Origin of the sequence: Limnohabitans sp. Rim11 (genome assembly GCF_001269365.1) — a bacterium.
Taxonomy (GTDB): Bacteria; Pseudomonadota; Gammaproteobacteria; order Burkholderiales; family Burkholderiaceae_C; genus Limnohabitans_A.
Window position 1 is genome coordinate 214,295 of record NZ_CXOM01000001.1, and the last position, 15,252, is coordinate 229,546.

17 protein-coding genes are annotated in these 15,252 nt (G+C 53.1%); 6 read left to right on the plus strand and 11 right to left on the minus strand.

Features of this window, described 5'->3' with window-relative positions:
• Positions 1-190: 190 nt before the first annotated feature.
• Genes AMM03_RS01070 through AMM03_RS01080 form a run of 3 tightly spaced genes read left to right on the plus strand, consistent with a single transcriptional unit; the run spans position 191 to position 3,968 of the window.
• The gene (locus AMM03_RS01070) at positions 191-1,885 is read left to right on the plus strand and encodes a long-chain fatty acid--CoA ligase (RefSeq protein WP_090128632.1); all 1,695 of its coding nucleotides are present in this window, start codon (positions 191-193) and stop codon (positions 1,883-1,885) included.
• Between the two features lie 35 nt (positions 1,886-1,920).
• A complete protein-coding gene (locus AMM03_RS01075; RefSeq protein WP_194942709.1) occupies positions 1,921-2,928 on the plus strand; it encodes an LLM class flavin-dependent oxidoreductase in 1,008 nt (335 codons plus the stop codon).
• Positions 2,929-2,948: 20 nt separating this feature from the next.
• Positions 2,949-3,968 carry a methionine synthase gene (locus AMM03_RS01080; protein WP_090128633.1) on the plus strand — a complete coding sequence of 340 codons (1,020 nt, stop codon included), beginning with the start codon at positions 2,949-2,951 and terminating at the stop codon, positions 3,966-3,968.
• Between the two features lie 70 nt (positions 3,969-4,038).
• Here AMM03_RS01080 and bktB read toward each other — a convergent pair whose 3' ends face one another.
• The 6 genes from bktB to AMM03_RS01110 form a co-directional block, all read right to left on the minus strand.
• Positions 4,039-5,223: a beta-ketothiolase BktB gene (gene bktB, locus AMM03_RS01085; protein WP_090128634.1), complete on the minus strand. Its 1,185-nt coding sequence runs from the start codon at positions 5,221-5,223 to the stop codon at positions 4,039-4,041.
• Positions 5,224-5,298: 75 nt separating this feature from the next.
• Positions 5,299-6,060 (minus strand): SDR family NAD(P)-dependent oxidoreductase, encoded by a 762-nt coding sequence (locus AMM03_RS01090; protein WP_090128635.1) that lies wholly within the window; start codon positions 6,058-6,060, stop codon positions 5,299-5,301.
• Positions 6,061-6,101: 41 nt separating this feature from the next.
• A complete protein-coding gene (locus AMM03_RS01095; protein WP_090128636.1) occupies positions 6,102-6,752 on the minus strand; it encodes an RluA family pseudouridine synthase in 651 nt (216 codons plus the stop codon).
• Between the two features lie 2 nt (positions 6,753-6,754).
• Positions 6,755-8,092: a cytochrome c gene (locus AMM03_RS01100; protein ID WP_090129270.1), complete on the minus strand. Its 1,338-nt coding sequence runs from the start codon at positions 8,090-8,092 to the stop codon at positions 6,755-6,757.
• Positions 8,089-8,841 carry a c-type cytochrome gene (locus AMM03_RS01105; protein ID WP_194942710.1) on the minus strand — a complete coding sequence of 251 codons (753 nt, stop codon included), beginning with the start codon at positions 8,839-8,841 and terminating at the stop codon, positions 8,089-8,091. The genes AMM03_RS01100 and AMM03_RS01105 overlap by 4 nt, the downstream gene beginning before the upstream one ends.
• Before the next feature lie 14 nt (positions 8,842-8,855).
• Positions 8,856-9,347, minus strand: a complete 492-nt coding sequence (locus AMM03_RS01110; protein ID WP_090128637.1) for an SRPBCC family protein — start codon at positions 9,345-9,347, stop codon at positions 8,856-8,858.
• Between the two features lie 84 nt (positions 9,348-9,431).
• Here AMM03_RS01110 and AMM03_RS01115 point away from each other — a divergent pair, with 84 nt between their 5' ends.
• Both AMM03_RS01115 and AMM03_RS01120 read left to right on the plus strand, forming a co-directional pair.
• The gene (locus AMM03_RS01115) at positions 9,432-9,950 is read left to right on the plus strand and encodes a GNAT family N-acetyltransferase (RefSeq protein ID WP_090128638.1); all 519 of its coding nucleotides are present in this window, start codon (positions 9,432-9,434) and stop codon (positions 9,948-9,950) included.
• A gap of 25 nt (positions 9,951-9,975) precedes the next feature.
• Positions 9,976-10,971 carry a tRNA dihydrouridine synthase gene (locus tag AMM03_RS01120; RefSeq protein WP_090128639.1) on the plus strand — a complete coding sequence of 332 codons (996 nt, stop codon included), beginning with the start codon at positions 9,976-9,978 and terminating at the stop codon, positions 10,969-10,971.
• 160 nt (positions 10,972-11,131) lie between these two features.
• Here the strand turns inward: AMM03_RS01120 and AMM03_RS14080 are convergent, their stop codons facing one another.
• Positions 11,132-11,305 (minus strand): hypothetical protein, encoded by a 174-nt coding sequence (locus tag AMM03_RS14080; RefSeq protein ID WP_194942711.1) that lies wholly within the window; start codon positions 11,303-11,305, stop codon positions 11,132-11,134.
• Positions 11,302-12,087, minus strand: coding sequence for an NUDIX hydrolase (locus tag AMM03_RS01125; protein WP_090128640.1), 786 nt, complete (start codon positions 12,085-12,087; stop codon positions 11,302-11,304). Before AMM03_RS01125 ends, AMM03_RS14080 begins: the two co-directional genes overlap by 4 nt.
• Before the next feature lie 120 nt (positions 12,088-12,207).
• Between AMM03_RS01125 and AMM03_RS01130 the strand changes: the two genes are divergently transcribed.
• A complete protein-coding gene (locus AMM03_RS01130) occupies positions 12,208-13,119 on the plus strand; it encodes an SDR family NAD(P)-dependent oxidoreductase (RefSeq protein WP_090128641.1) in 912 nt (303 codons plus the stop codon).
• On the opposite strand, the gene xth is transcribed toward AMM03_RS01130, so the two are convergent.
• Genes xth through AMM03_RS01145 form a run of 3 tightly spaced genes read right to left on the minus strand, consistent with a single transcriptional unit; the run spans position 13,081 to position 15,240 of the window.
• Positions 13,081-13,890 carry an exodeoxyribonuclease III gene (gene xth / locus AMM03_RS01135; protein ID WP_090128642.1) on the minus strand — a complete coding sequence of 270 codons (810 nt, stop codon included), beginning with the start codon at positions 13,888-13,890 and terminating at the stop codon, positions 13,081-13,083. The two genes, AMM03_RS01130 and xth, sit on opposite strands and share 39 nt — an antisense overlap.
• A 16-nt stretch (positions 13,891-13,906) precedes the next feature.
• Positions 13,907-14,407 carry a dihydrofolate reductase gene (locus AMM03_RS01140; protein ID WP_090128643.1) on the minus strand — a complete coding sequence of 167 codons (501 nt, stop codon included), beginning with the start codon at positions 14,405-14,407 and terminating at the stop codon, positions 13,907-13,909.
• Entirely contained in the window at positions 14,407-15,240 is an 834-nt protein-coding gene (locus tag AMM03_RS01145; protein ID WP_090128644.1) for a thymidylate synthase, read from the minus strand. The genes AMM03_RS01140 and AMM03_RS01145 overlap by 1 nt, the downstream gene beginning before the upstream one ends.
• Between the last annotated feature and the right edge of the window lie 12 nt (positions 15,241-15,252).

Below are 15,252 nucleotides of genomic sequence, written 5' to 3' on the forward strand. Positions count from 1 at the left end.
ATGCCTCATAGGTAAAACTTCAATTTACCCGCATTCAAGCCAGTATTTGGTTGCAAATGCTTGCAAATTGGGTCTGCCACCTAGGGCATATGGGGATGTTCCTTGACCCCATACACGTTTAGCATGGCCTAAAAGTCCGTTAATGCTGGTTTTCAACTCAGCTTAATCAATTTGGATGGAGACACCCTGAATGCCTGTTCATCACGCTGTTTGGCCCAAGAGGCTGCCGCATACTCTTGTGGCGCCGCAAACCTCTCTTTGGCTTAATTTACAAATCAGTGCCATTCGTTATCCAGACAAGTTGGCATTGGTTTTCATGGGCAAAACATGGACCTATCAGCAACTTTTAAAGTCAGCAGAGCACATTGCCTCGGCACTCCAGAGAATGGGGGTTCAAAAGGGCGACAGGGTGGTGCTGAACATGCAAAACTGCCCCCAATTGGTTATCACGCATTTTGCTATTTTGCGTTTGGATGCCGTGGTGGTGCCAGTGAATCCAATGAACCGCATGGAGGAGCTCAAGCATTACATTCTTGACCCAGACACCAAGGTGGCGGTGACTACAGCCGATTTGGCCAATGAGCTGGCCGCCGCCAGTAATGCGTTAGAAGCTGGCCAGCGTTTGCAACATCTGTTGGTGACCCAGTTTACGGATGTGTTCGATGCCGAGGCACTAGGGCCAGAAGAAATGCCAGAGGCATGGCGCAGTTGGTTGTTAACGGAGCACACTTTGCCTAAGTTGGAGGATGGCTCGGTTCACGCTTGGTCGGATGCCATTCAAACAGTGGGAGCCTTGCCCGAAGTCACAGCGACCCCCAGCGACCTGGCCGTATTGCCTTACACCAGCGGCACCACCGGCTTGCCCAAAGGTTGTATGCATACCCATGGCACGGTTATGCACAACGCCATGTCAAGCGGCCTGTGGTCCAACGGTACTGCTGAAAACAGATGCTTGTGTGTGGTACCCATGTTCCACATCACGGGCATGGTCAGTGTGATGCATGCCACTTTGTTTTTAGGGGCCACCCTGGTGCTCATGCCCAGGTGGGATCGAGATTTGGCCGGGCGCTTAATTTCTAAATGGAAAATTTCGCATTGGACCAATATTCCCACCATGGTGATTGATTTATTGGGCAGCCCCAATTTAGACCAATACGATTTAAGCAGTTTGCAAAACATTGGTGGTGGTGGTGCGGCCATGCCTGAAGCGGTGGCACAGAGGCTGCTCGAAAAATTCAATTTGAAATACATCGAAGGCTATGGCCTGACCGAAACAGCCGCGCCGTCCCACACCAATCCGCCGGATGCCTCTAAGCAGCAATGCTTGGGTATTCCATTCATGAGCGTGGATGCCAGGGTGGTCAATCCAGAAACTTTGCAAGAACTGCCACAAGGTGAGTCTGGCGAAATTGTGATTTCAGGACCGCAAGTTTTTAAGGGTTATTGGAAACGACCCGATGCCACAAACAGTGCCTTCTTTGAGCACGATGGCAAATTGTTTTTCCGATCGGGTGACATGGGGCGCATCGATGAAGAGGGCTACTTCTTCATGACAGATCGCTTAAAGCGAATGATCAACGCCAGTGGTTTCAAGGTATGGCCTGCCGAGGTAGAGGCCTTGATGTTCAAGCATCCGGCCATTCAGGAGGCTTGCATTATTTCCACCAAGGACAACTACCGCGGTGAATCAGTGAAGGCTGTCGTGGTGTTGCGGGCTTCACACCAAGGCAAAGTGTCTGAGCAAGACATCCTTGACTGGTGCCGCCAAACCATGGCTGTCTACAAAGTGCCACGAGTGCTAGAGTTTGTGGACGCCTTGCCCAAGAGTGGCAGTGGCAAAGTCATGTGGCGGGCTTTACAGGAAGCTGAAATGGCCAAAGCTTGATGCGGGTCTTTCATTTCTAGTTAAGCTCTTCAATTATGCAATTGCGTTTGTCTGTTCTCGATCAATCTGTGGCCATGGCAGGGCGCGGCCAGGATGAGTCCATTCGCCAGACTTTGGCGCTATCGCAGTGGGCTGAAAAATTGGGCTACTCACGCTTTTGGGTCAGTGAGCACCATGCTCACCCCAGCATTGTGGGTACAGCGCCCGAAGTCTTGATGGCGGCCATTGCGACACAAACTCACAAAATAAGAATTGGCAGTGCAGGGGTGATGTTGCCGCATTACTCGGCGCTCAAAGTGGCGGAGCAATTCAGAGTTCTGGACGCATTGGCACCAGGCCGCATCGATTTGGGCGTGGGCCGTGCCCCAGGCAGTGATGGCAAAACAGCCCAGTTGCTCAACCCCGATCGCTACGCCAGTGAAAATTTTCCTCAGCAAGTCATGGAATTGCAGGCCTGGGTTAAGGGGCAGCCTTTGCCTGCGGGCCATCCAGGTCATGGTGTGTTTGCGTACCCACAGTCGGCCACGTCGCCCGATGTTTGGATGCTGGGTAGCTCGGACTATGGGGCCCAGTTGGCGGCACACCTTGGCTTGCCTTATGCGTTTGCTTGGTTCATTACAGATGGCCAAGGTGTCAGTCAGGCGATGCAAATTTACCGAGACACCTTTAGGCCAAGCGCTCGTTTAGAAAAACCGCATGCCACTGTCTGTATTTGGGCCTTGGCGGCCGAGACAGATGAGCAAGCATGGCACTTGTTTAAAAGCCGTGCACGGTGGCGAATTGACCGCAACTTGGGCCGAATTGGACCGATGTTACCGCCCGAGCAAGCCGACCGCGACTATTCCCAAGCTGAACAGATGGCCCTTGAGTCCATGAAAGCCAACGCTTTCGTGGGCAGTGCAGCCACAGTGGGCGCCAAGTTGAGGGCACTTGCCCAACAGCTTGCTTTAGACGAAGTGGTCATCATCACTTGGACATACGATCCCAAAGCGCAAGCCCGCTCTTATGAGTTGCTTGCGCAAGAATTCAATCTACAACCTTAAATCATCACTGGAGCACATGCATGTTTGAAACCGCAATTGCCGGCAGTTTGCCTAAACCCGAATGGCTGGCCGAGACCAACAAACTTTGGCCCAAATGGATGGCAGAAGGCGACAGCCTCAAGCAAGCCAAAGCCGACGCCACGCTGTTGTGGATCAAAGCGCAAGAAGATGCAGGCTTGGATGTGATTGGCGATGGCGAACAATCTCGTCAGCACTTTGTGCATGGTTTTTTAGAGCAAGTGGAAGGCATCGACTTTGTCAACAAAGTCACCATGGGCATCCGCAACAATCGCTACGACGCGCAAGTGCCGCAAGTCATTGCACCCTTGCGTTTGAAAGGCCGCGTGCACGCGTTTGAAGCCCAACTGGCACGTGCCCACACCAAGAAGAAATTGAAGTTCACATTGCCTGGCCCCATGACCATTGTGGACACCGTGGCCGATCGTTTCTATGGCGACAAAGTCAAAATGGCCATGGCCTTTGCAGAACTGCTCAACCAAGAAGCCTTGGCACTGCAAGCCGACGGCGTTGACATCGTTCAGTTTGATGAGCCTGCTTTCAATGTGTACATGGAAGAAGCTGCCGATTGGGGCGTCAAAGCTTTGGAGCGTGCAGCGCAGGGCCTGACTTGCACGACGGCTGTTCACATTTGCTACGGCTATGGCATTCAAGCCAACATCGATTGGAAAAACTCCTTGGGCCACGAATGGCGCCAATACGAAAAGGTGTTTCCAGCCTTGGCTAAGAGTAGCATTCAGCAGGTGAGCTTGGAGTGTTTCCATTCTCACGTGCCTATGGATTTAATGGCTTTGCTAGAAGGCAAGGACGTCATGGTGGGCGTGATTGATGTGGCCAGCGATGTGGTGGAGACGCCTGAAGAAGTGGCTGACACCATTGGCCGTGCGCTTCAGTTTGTTCCCAAAGCGCGCATCATTCCTTGCACCAACTGCGGCTTGGCGCCCATGAGCCGCGAAGTGGCAGAAAAGAAATTACAAGCTTTGGCAGAAGGCGCACGCATTGCACGTGAGCGTTATCGCTAAGCTTTACTTTTCTGAAGTCAAAAAAAAGGCCATCATTCGATGGCCTTTTTGCTGTTTGAATGCCTGTGATTTACATGCGTTCAAAAATGGCAGCAATGCCTTGACCGCCACCAATGCACATGGTGACCAAAGCATAACGACCGTTGATGCGCTGCAGCTCGTGCAATGCTTTCACGGTGATCAATGCGCCTGTTGCGCCAATAGGGTGGCCCAAAGAAATGCCCGAGCCATTGGGGTTGACCTTGGCGGGGTCTAAACCCAAGTCACGTGTGACAGCGCAAGCCTGAGCCGCAAAGGCTTCGTTGGCTTCAATCACGTCCAAATCGTTCACGGTCAGACCAGCTTTTTTCAAGGCTAACTGGGAGGCAGGGACAGGGCCAATGCCCATGTATTTGGGATCTACTCCCGCGTGCGCATAAGCGACCAGGCGGGCCAATGGTTTGGCGCCACGGGCTTTGGCAGCGCCAGCTTCCATCAACACCACGGCCGCTGCAGCATCGTTGATGCCAGATGCATTGCCTGCAGTGACAGTGCCGTTTTCTTTGACAAAGACAGGCTTGAGTTTGGCCAATTCTTCCATGGTGCAATCAGGGCGGAAGTGCTCGTCTGTGTCATAAGCCACTTCACCTTTGCGCGTTTTGAGCATGACCGGCATGATCTGGTCTTTGAAGTAGCCCGCTTGCGTGGCGCGCTCTGCGCGGTTGTGACTCTCTACTGCCAACTTGTCTTGGTCTTCGCGGGTGATGCCCCACTTGGCAGCGATATTTTCGGCAGTGACGCCCATGTGAATGGTGTGGAAGGGATCGTGCAAGGCGCCCACCATCATGTCAACCATCTTGGTATCGCCCATGCGAGCGCCAAAACGATTGGTGTTGATTGCGTAAGGTGCGCGACTCATGTTTTCAGCGCCACCGCCAATGGCCACATCGGCATCGCCCAACAAGATGGACTGGCTGGCTGAGATGATGGCTTGCAAGCCAGAGCCACACAGGCGGTTGACGTTGAATGCCGGTGTTCCCTCTGCACAGCCACCATGGATAGCCGCCACACGCGACAAGTACATGTCTTTGGGTTCTGTGTTGACCACATGGCCAAACACTACATGACCCACATCTTTGCCATCGGTGTTGGCACGCTTGAGGGCTTCGCGCACAACTTGTGCCGCTAACTCGGTGGGGGCGACGTCTTTCAGACTGCCGCCAAAAGTTCCAATGGCGGTTCGAACACCGCTGACAACAACAACTTCACGACTCATTTCTGTCTCCTTCAATTTAAATCAATTCAGCCTTGGAGTCTGCTTAAAAAAGACTACAGGGGGCTGACAAATGGGTTACTGGGCGTCTCGAACATCACTGACGGGGTTGCTACCAAAGTCAGGTCTAGCCAGGTAGTCAAGGATTCGTTTGGCTGCATCGGCGGGCGACGTCAACATGCCGGTGGCTTTCAACTGCTGAAAGCCATTTTGATCGGGAAATTTGTCGGCGGGTGCGCCGCGCAGTTGAATCTGCATGTCGGTGTCAATGACGCCGGGTGCCAGCGAGGTCACTTTGGCACCATTGGGCTTGAGCGCTTCGTCCAAGGCCAAGCAACGTGTGAAATGGTCCATGCCTGCTTTGGCAGCGCAGTAGCCTGCCTGAGAGGCCATGGCGCGGCGTCCTAGACCTGAAGAGATGTTGGCAACTTTGCGTGGCATTGACCAGTTTTCCGTGGCACCTAAAAAGGCGGCACACAGCTGCATAGGTGCTTCTAAGCCCACTCTCAGGGCCATGGCCAAGTTGTGCGGATCGGCCTGGCTCAAAGGGGCAATGGTGGGAATCACACCGGCATTGTTAATGAGCGTAGCGCTTTGAAATTGTGTTGAATCTTGGGAAGAAAGCCATTTCTTGAGTGCCTCACTGGCGCTGGCGCCATCTGCTAAATCGTGTGACCACTGTTCAAGATGAGCGCCTACTTTTTGCGCTTGCTCGGTGAGGGCGGCTTGGGTGTTGCGCGAAATACAAATGAGCGTATGGTCTTTTTGCAAAAGTTGCTCTGCGATGGCCAAGCCCATGCCGCGAGAGCCGCCTGTCAGGATGTAGAGATGTTGTGACATGCTAGATGAATAGAGTGAGTTAATTGAGTTGATAAATTGAACTAAAAAGGAACGGTGCTTTCAAACGCCATCCATTCTGCCGTAACGGGATGCTTCAATTGCAAAACTCGCGCGTGCAACAGCAAGCGGGGTGATTGAGCTTGGATGTCGGGGGAGGCATACAAGGCATCGCCCAAAATAGGGTGGCCGATGGCCATCATGTGCAGTCGCAATTGGTGTGTGCGGCCAGTGATGGGTTGAAGTTCAACGCGCGTGGCATTTGTTAAATTTGAGTGTTTGACGCGCCATTGCGTGTGGCTGGGTTTTCCGTGTTCCCAATCTACTTTGCTTTTGGGCCTGTTGGGCCAATCAATTAAGAGTGGCATGTGAATGTCAGACCAAGCGTCTGCATCACCTGTTTCGGTGGCGCTGAGTTCACCCGCCACAATGGCTTCATAGATTTTGTGAACTTCTCTTTGTGCAAACGCTAGGCTCAGGCTGCGTTGCATCTCGGGGCCTTTGGCAATCACCATCAAGCCCGATGTCGACATATCGAGGCGGTGCACTGTAAGTGCCTCAGGCCATTGCGCCTGTGCTCTGGCGATGAGGCAGTCTTGTTTGTCTTCTCCGCGCCCTGGCACGCTTAACAAACCCGACGGTTTGTTCAAAACCAACAAATGATCGTCTACAAAGACCACCTCCAGTGCAGACATGTTCAAGGTCCTTGAAGTGATCTGATGCGATTGACTTGCAATGGCGTGACTTCGGGCGCTTGGTTGCCCCACTGGGTTCTAAGGTGGGTGAGCACGGCTGCAATTTCACGATCTTCAAGGGTCAGGATATACGGAGGCATGCCAAAAGGTCTTGGGTTCAGAGACGTGGATACAGGGTAGCCGCCATACAAAACGCTTTGAACTAAGTTGGTGGGGTCACTCAAAAGCACTGCCCGATTGTTGGCCAGCGCAGGGTATGCGCCTGGCACACCTTGACCTTGGCTTTGGTGGCATTGAACGCAGTGGTCATCGTAAATTTTGGCGCCCAGACTCAAGACTTTGGCTGAAGGGCTTGAGCCTGTCTGGATGCGTTTGCCTGTTGGCGCGGCGGAAGGGCCTCGCGGTTCTTGTTGGGCCAAGTCCTTGAGGTATGTGGCTACAGCCAACAGATCTTCATTGCGCCAATGTTGTGTGCTGTGTTGAACCACTTCTGCCATGGGCCCACTGGCGGTAGCTTGGTCATTCGAGCCAGATTGAAGCAGTCGAGCGATCTCTTGCGTGCTTTGATTGGCCAAGCCTGTTTCTTTCAAGCTTGTGAGCGACGGCGCATACCAATTGATCACCGGCATGAGGCCACCAGAAAAGTCTTTCACCGATTCAATGGCGCCCCATTCATTTCGCTCGCTATGGCAAGCGGCGCAGTGGCCTAGGCCTTGTGCAATGTAGGCGCCGCGGTTCCATTCTTGGCTTTGCTGAGGATTGGGCTGATACACGCCAGGCGTGAAAAACAGACTTCGCCAAACCGCAATCGCCACGGGCGTACCGTAAGGCCAATCTAAAGTTTCAGAAGGTTTTGCGATTGATTTTGGATTGGCCGCAGGTGCCCATGTTTTGAGTGCTGCAAACATGGCATCACAGTCTTCGCGTGTGATGAGTGTGGTGTGCTGATACGGAAAGACTGGCGTCAACAAGCGGCCATCTTTGGATTTGCCGTGTTGCAATGCGCGCCAAAAATCCTGAGTATTCCATGCGCCCAAACCATGCTTGGCATCGGGTGTGATGTTGCTGCTATAGACCTTGCCAAAGGGCGTTTCAAAAGCGCGACCTCCAGCGCCTGCAGCTTGCCCGCGTTCGGTATGACAAGCCATGCAATTGCCAAGCCTCAGCAGTTGATGGCCTTTGTCGATCAAGATTTTTTCAGACAAGCTTTCAATGCGGGCGGGCGGTTGTGTTTCGAAAAGGTCGCGATGGTTGTCAAGCCAAATGGTGCCGCCAAGCAGCCCTAGTACGGTGAGCCAGGGGAGGGCAAAGTAACGCCAAAAATGAATTGGAAACATCATGGCTGTGCCTTGGACAATTCGGGTGCACTGCCGCAACGCCATGGGGCTTTCAATGGCTCTGCAATTTGCTTGGCAGGCAAGGCTGCAAGCGGAACGTTTTGGGTTGACAACCAAGTGGCGACAGCCACCAAATCTTCAGAGGAGAGTCGTTGAACGATGTCGCTCATGCAGTCGGGTGCAGCGGCTTTTCTTTGGTGGGTTTGCCAAGCGCCTAGCTGTGCATTCAAGTAGTCGAGCGGCAAGCCCAAAAGTCCGGGCACATTGGGCTGAATGCCTGTGAGTTGTGCGCCGTGGCAAGTGCTACAGGCTGGCACATTTCGCGTGCTGTCCCCCTCAAGGGCCAATTTTTTGCCTTCAAGCAAAAGTCGATTAGAAACACGTTCGGGAGGCCTGGCGGCAGGTGGGTAAGGTAATTTGAGATTGGCAAAATAGTTCGCCATTTCCTGAAGGTAGGCGTCAGACAAGGGGTCGACCAAGCGCGTCATGAGGTTGTAATGACGTCGCCCTTCTTGAAAATTTTTGAGCTGGTTGTACAAGTAACCTGCAGGCTTGCCGGCCAGTCTTGGGTAATACCCATCTGGTCCTGCTTTGCCTTGTTCACCATGGCAGGCGGTGCAGGCGCGGGTTCGTTCGGCCATGTCGTCTTTGAACACTTGAACTTGGGCTTGCAAAGGCGAAAGTTGACACATCGCCCACAAGCTCAATACCTTCAAAGTCTTCACAAACATGGCGGAAAGCTTTAGTTTCATTGAATGCCTGTGCATCAAGCCATGGGTGTCGATTTAACGTAAGCCACCAATTGATCCAGAACGACGCCCCATCCTTGGCTGAAACCCATTTGTTCGTGAGAGTCAGCATCTTTTGCGTCTTTGTGAATGGCGGTGGCTCTATAAATGGCCCCCCCAATACCGTTGGGTTCAAACTCAAGCATGGCCGTGAAGACCCAAGGAAATGCAGACGCTTCAAGCGGTCTAAAGCCAGGACCCAGTGCAGAGGTCCAAACAATTTTTCGATTGGGAACGATTTCAAGAAAACAGCCGGGTTCAGCGGGCAATTTGTTGCCTTCAGGGTCGATCATTTGGGTGAAAAACGTCCCGCCGGGGCGCAAATCAATCTCACATTCAATGGTTTGATAAGGTTTGGGACAAAACCAGGGCATCAGGTGCTGAGGCGTGGTCCAAGCCTTGAACAGAAGTTCAGGGGGGACGTCAACGATTCGTTCTAAAACCAAATTTGATGTATTTTGCTGGCTCATCCTAAGGCTCCTTCGACCTCTAAATTCCCTTGTCCGCCACTTCAGGCGACAATCTAGGGTTTTGAGACTCTAACATTGACCGATATGTCTGACTTTGAAGTACGTTTTGCCACTAAAAAAGAAGCCGCCGAAGTGGCCAATCTCCACCTGATTGCCAGCCGCGCTGCCTACGCCGGCCAAGTGCCCGAGGCGCATTGGGACGCCACGCCCATGGCCAAAAGGGTGTCTTATTGGAAAGAGGCCATTGAATACGGCGAGCCCCAAGTCATGGTGGCTTTGGAAGGCGGCAGCATTGTGGGCTTTGTGGGCTTTGACCGCTCGCGCGACCCCAAATCAAAAAACACCACTGGCGAAATTTGGGCCATTTATGCCGACCCCGATAGACTGGGAGAAGGCGTTGGCCTGGCCTTGTGGGATGCCGCTCGCGAAGGCTTGCTTGAAGAAGACTGCACCGATGTGACCATCTGGGTGCCTTTGCTGAACGAGCGCACTGTGCGCTTTCACGAAATGGCTGGCTTTAAGCGCGAAATGAACACCGCCCGCACAGTGCCGTTTGGCGCCGTCAAGGTTGAAGAAGTTCGGATGAAGCGATCTTTAAGTTAATGCTAGATTGAGTGCATTGCATCGAATGAGAATTTTGTTGGCCCCTATGGAAGGGCTGTTGGATCACAGCCTGCGCGACACGCTCACCCGTGTGGGCGGCATTGACTTGTGTGTGTCCGAATTCATTCGTGTGACCGATGCGGTTTTGCCAAAAAGAGCGTTTTACAGAGTGGTGCCGGAGCTGCTCAACGCTGGCAAAACCGTGGCGGGTGTGCCGGTCAAAGCACAGCTGCTTGGCTCAGACCCTCAAGTCCTTGCCGAAAATGCTGCACGACTCGCCAAACTCAACCCAGCTGGCATTGATTTGAATTTTGGGTGTCCTGCCAAAACTGTCAACCGACATCGGGGCGGCGCGGTGCTGCTAGACGAGCCAGAGTTGATTGGTCAAATTGTGTCTGCAGTGCGCCGAGCTGTCCCGCCGCACGTTCCGGTTTCTGCCAAGATGCGTTTGGGCTTTAACGACGACTCGCGCGCAGAAGATTGCGCGCAGGCCATTGAAGGTGCTGGGGCCAATGAGTTGGTGGTGCATGCGCGAACCAAAGCCCATGGCTACAGACCGCCCGCCTACTGGGACCGCATCGCCGATGTGCGTCAATGCGTCAAGTTGCCCATGGTGGCCAATGGTGAAATTTGGACGGTGGCCGATGCCGTGCGTTGCCGTGAGGTGACAGGTTGCCAAGACTTGATGATTGGTCGCGGCATGATCAACAATCCTGGGCTGGCATTGGAAATTAAATATCACGATGCACAAGCACAAGGCTTGGATTTGGCGGACATGCCAAAGTCATTCTCTTGGGAGCAATTGTGGCCATTGCTCAGTGTTTTTTGGAAGCGCATGAGCTTGCATGTGGCGCCTCGCCATCGCTCCGGTCGATTGAAGCAATGGCTCAATTATTTGAGGCGGCATTACCCGGAGGCGCAGCAAGCGTTTGACACCCTCCGGGTGGTTCAGGATCCTCAGGTGATGGAGGCTTGGTTGAAGCAGTCTTCGCGTAAACCTGTGCCGATAAATGTGCAGTAACCTCTGCCAACAAGCTGTTCAAACTCACTAACAAATTTGAGCTGGCATTCAATGCCTCGCTTTGCATTTGGGCGTTGTCAATTGTTTTGCAAAGTGCTTCGGTAGAAGTGATTTGAGCTAACAGATCGTCATGGCAAAACACAGGCGCAAAGCCTTTGATTTAGTGAAAATTTTTCTTCAGTGTTTCAAAATTTTTGGCTTCAATGGCCTGCGCAATTTCGTGTATTTCTGATGCCAAGGTACTTTGAAGCGTCGTCAGTAGTTGCGCGGCACTGGCGGCATCGCCCACATACTGAATGGCTTTGGCCATCGATAAATATTTCGGCAGGCTCATGCGGGGCCATGCAGTAAAGCTTGTAAACCACCCTCTGGCTCAAAGCGCTTGTTTCTAAAGTGCAGGCGAGTGGGGCCAGGTAAAGCTCTTTGTAAAACTGGATGACGTGGGTCGCCTGGGTAACAGATGACGCGCATGCCGTCTTGGTCAAAGGGCTCGGGCAGGATGACAGGCGGCGTTCGCTGCGCGGCATCTTGCATGGCTTCTTCTACGGATTGAAAAAGACTCAGGTGCGACAGGCTCATGATTTGGGGCGGCGCCAACACAATGGTGCCTTGCCAGTATTGAATCAGTGCATTGCGAGGGGTGGACCACAAGACTTCGGTGGTTTCGTGGTTGTCTTGCACAGCCGTTTGAGAATGGGGTGCGCGCGCCAGAAAAAATCGCGTGTCAAAACGCTTTGACATTAGCGAGGGCATGCGCGGCGTGATCCAGCGCGACCAGGCCTGAAGGTCTGAAGCTTGAATTTGCAAACCGCATTCTTCTTGAGCTTCACGCAGTGCGGCGACAAACAAACTGGCTGCATGTTCGGTTTGAAGTTCGGGTTCACCCAACTGCGCATGCAAGTGGCCAAGGTCTTGTTGTAGGGTGGCCAAAGCTTCAGGTGTGCCATCGGCTTCATCGCGTTTGCCCCCTGGAAACACAAAAACACCACCCAAATCTTTAGAGTCTGAATGCCGCTTGAGCATCAAGACTTCTAAGCCCTCGTGACCCTGACGCAACACAAGAACCGTGGCGGCATCGCGCGGTGGCGTGTCAATAATGTGAGAGGTGATTTCCATAGAGGCTTGGGCGTTGGGGTGAAAAGGTGAGTGAACTGGGGTGTCAATCGGGTAACAGTGACAATCGGTTTCTTGGTTTAAAGTGACAGCATTACAAGGCTATCAGATTGAGGAATCCAAATGAGCATTGATTTTCACGGACGTGTCGCCATTGTCACAGGTGCTGGCGGCGGATTGGGCAAACAACATGCCTTGGCTTTGGCCAAGAGAGGCGCCAAAGTCGTGGTCAACGACCTTGGAGGCAATGTGCGCGGCGAGGGCGGTTCGGTGAGTGCCGCTCAGGCGGTGGTCGATGAAATTGTGAAGGCAGGCGGTGAAGCCATTGCCAATGGCGCCTCCGTGACCGATTTTGAAGCTGTCAAGGGCATGGTGCAACAGGCCATGGACACTTGGGGCCGCGTGGATATATTGGTTAACAACGCAGGTATCTTGCGCGACAAAAGTTTTTCCAAAATGGAAGTCGACGAGTTTCGCTTGGTCATGGAAGTTCACGTCATGGGTGCGTTTCATTGCACCAAAGCGGTCTGGCCCATCATGCAGGCGCAAAAATATGGCCGCGTCATCATGACCACGTCTTCCAGTGGCCTCTATGGCAACTTTGGTCAGGCCAACTATGGTGCAGCCAAGATGGCCTTGGCCGGCATGATGCAAACACTGTCCATTGAAGGTGATAAGTACAACATTCGCGTGAATTCATTGGCGCCTACTGCGGCCACCCGAATGACGGAAGGTTTGATGCCTGAGGCCGTGCTAAAGGCCTTGGAGCCTCAAGCTGTAGTGCCAGCCATGTTGGTCATGGCCTCGGAAGATGCGCCCAATCGCACCATCATTTGCGCAGGTGCCGGCAGCTTTGAAGTGGCCAACATCACCCTCACGCAGGGCGTTTATTTGGGCATGGCGGAAGATACGGCAGAGCAATTATTGGCTGCCATGCCACAAGTCACAGATCGCCACAACGAATTGGTGCCTGAGTCTGGCTCGGGTCAGGGCTCGTTAGAGGTTGGCAAGGCCATGGCTGCCCAAAAGGCTTAACACCACGGGGGTGTGGTCGCTAGGCCGTTCATTTTTGCGCGGTAGTTTGTCGATCACACACGCTGAGGCTTGTGCTTTTAATGCATCGGTCACCAAAATGTGATCGATGCGCAAGCCCCTGTTTCTTTTGAAACCAAAATCGCGGTAGTCCCACCAGCTGAAACTTTTGGCGGGTTGTTCGAACAACCTAAAGCTGTCGTGCAAACCCAGCTCAACTAAGGCGTTTAAATGCGCGCGTTCTTCGGGTGTGCAGTGAATGGTGCCAGCCAATGCCACTGGATCCCAAACATCCAAATCGTCGAAGGTGATGTTGTAGTCGCCCATGAGTGCCAACTTGGGATGCGACGCCATTTCTTGTTGAACCCAGCCATGCATGGCTTCTAGCCATTTCATTTTGTAAACAAACTTGTCGCTGTCGGGGGCTTGTCCGTTTGGAAAATAAGCCCCAATGACGCGCACATCGCCATAGGTGGCAGCAATGACGCGCGACATGTCGTCTTCAAAGCCAGGAATATTTTTGACGACTTGCGTGCCTTCTGTGCGTGAGATGAGCGCCACGCCGTTGTAGGTTTTTTGACCAAACCATTGGGCGTGATAACCCGCTTCCGCAAAGATAGCATGCGGAAACTTGTCGTCAGTCATCTTGAGTTCTTGTAAGGCCAGCACATCGATGGCGTGCTCTGGGCCTAAAGTTTCTTGCGCTTTTAACCAATCAATGACTTGAGGTAGTCGAACGGTCAGCGAATTGACATTCCAGGTAGCGAGCTTCATCTTGTAAATCGCTTGTTCAAATGGATTGGCGGTAGGTGACAAAACAGAATTTCAAACCGGTCGATGAAACATGCGATTCACGTGAGACTTCTTGCCAACCGGCGCCCAGTTGAGGTGCGAAAGCATCACCTTCGTAGTCGGCTTCAATTTCAGTCACGACGGCTTCTTCTGCAATGGATGCCGCCTGGGCATAAATTTCGGCACCGCCCATGACCCACAAGTCTTTGCCTTCAGGGCAGTGAGCCAAGGCCAGCGTCAGACCTTCTTCTAGCGAGTGCACCACGTGAGCGCCTTCGGCTTGCCAATCTGGTTGGCGGGTGATGACCAAGTTGGCGCGTCCGGGCAGGGGGCGAAATTTGGCTGGGATGGACTCCCAAGTTTTGCGACCCATGAGCACAGGACAGCCAAGGGTGGTGCGTTTGAAATGTGCCAAGTCCTCAGGCAAGTGCCAAGGCATTTGGTTGTTCAAGCCAATGACGCCATTGGCCGCGCGCGCGTAGATGAGTTTGAGCTTCATCAAACAGCGACGGGTGCTTTGATGGCGGCGTGGCACTCATAGTCGAGTACCTCAAAGTCTTCGTATTCGTAGTCGAAGATGGAGGCGGGTTTGCGCTTGATGTTCAAGGTGGGATAGGCAAATGGTGCGCGACTCAATTGCAAGGCCACTTGTTCTTTGTGATTGCTATAGATGTGGCAATCGCCACCTGTCCAAATGAAATCACCCACATCCAAATCGCATTGCTGCGCCATCATGTGCGTCAGCAGGGCGTAGCTGGCAATGTTGAAGGGCACGCCCAAGAAAATGTCGGCACTGCGCTGATAAAGCTGGCAGCTGAGTTTGCCTTTGCCGCCTTCAGTCAGGGGCGGTGCCACATAAAACTGAAAGAAGGCATGGCAGGGCATGAGGGCCATCTTGGACAACTCGGCCACATTCCATGCGCTCACAATGATTCGGCGTGAATCGGGGTTGGTTTTGAGGGTGCGAATGACGTCTTCAATTTGATCGATGTGACCGCCATCGGGTGTTGGCCAACTGCGCCATTGAACGCCATACACAGGACCGAGGTCGCCGTCTTCGCGGGCCCATTCGTCCCAAATGGTCACGCCGCGTTCGCGCAGCCAGTTGTTGTTGCTTGAGCCTGTGAGGAACCACAAGAGTTCCTGAATGATGGAGCGCAGGTGTACCTTTTTGGTGGTGACCAGCGGAAAGCCTTCGTTCAGGTCAAAGCGCATTTGATGACCAAACACGCTGGTGGTGCCCGTACCAGTTCGGTCGGCTTTGAAGACGCCATGGTCGTTGACGTGGCGCATGAAATCTTCGTATTGCGATCGAATAGGGCGTGTGGTCATGAAAAGCTCAAA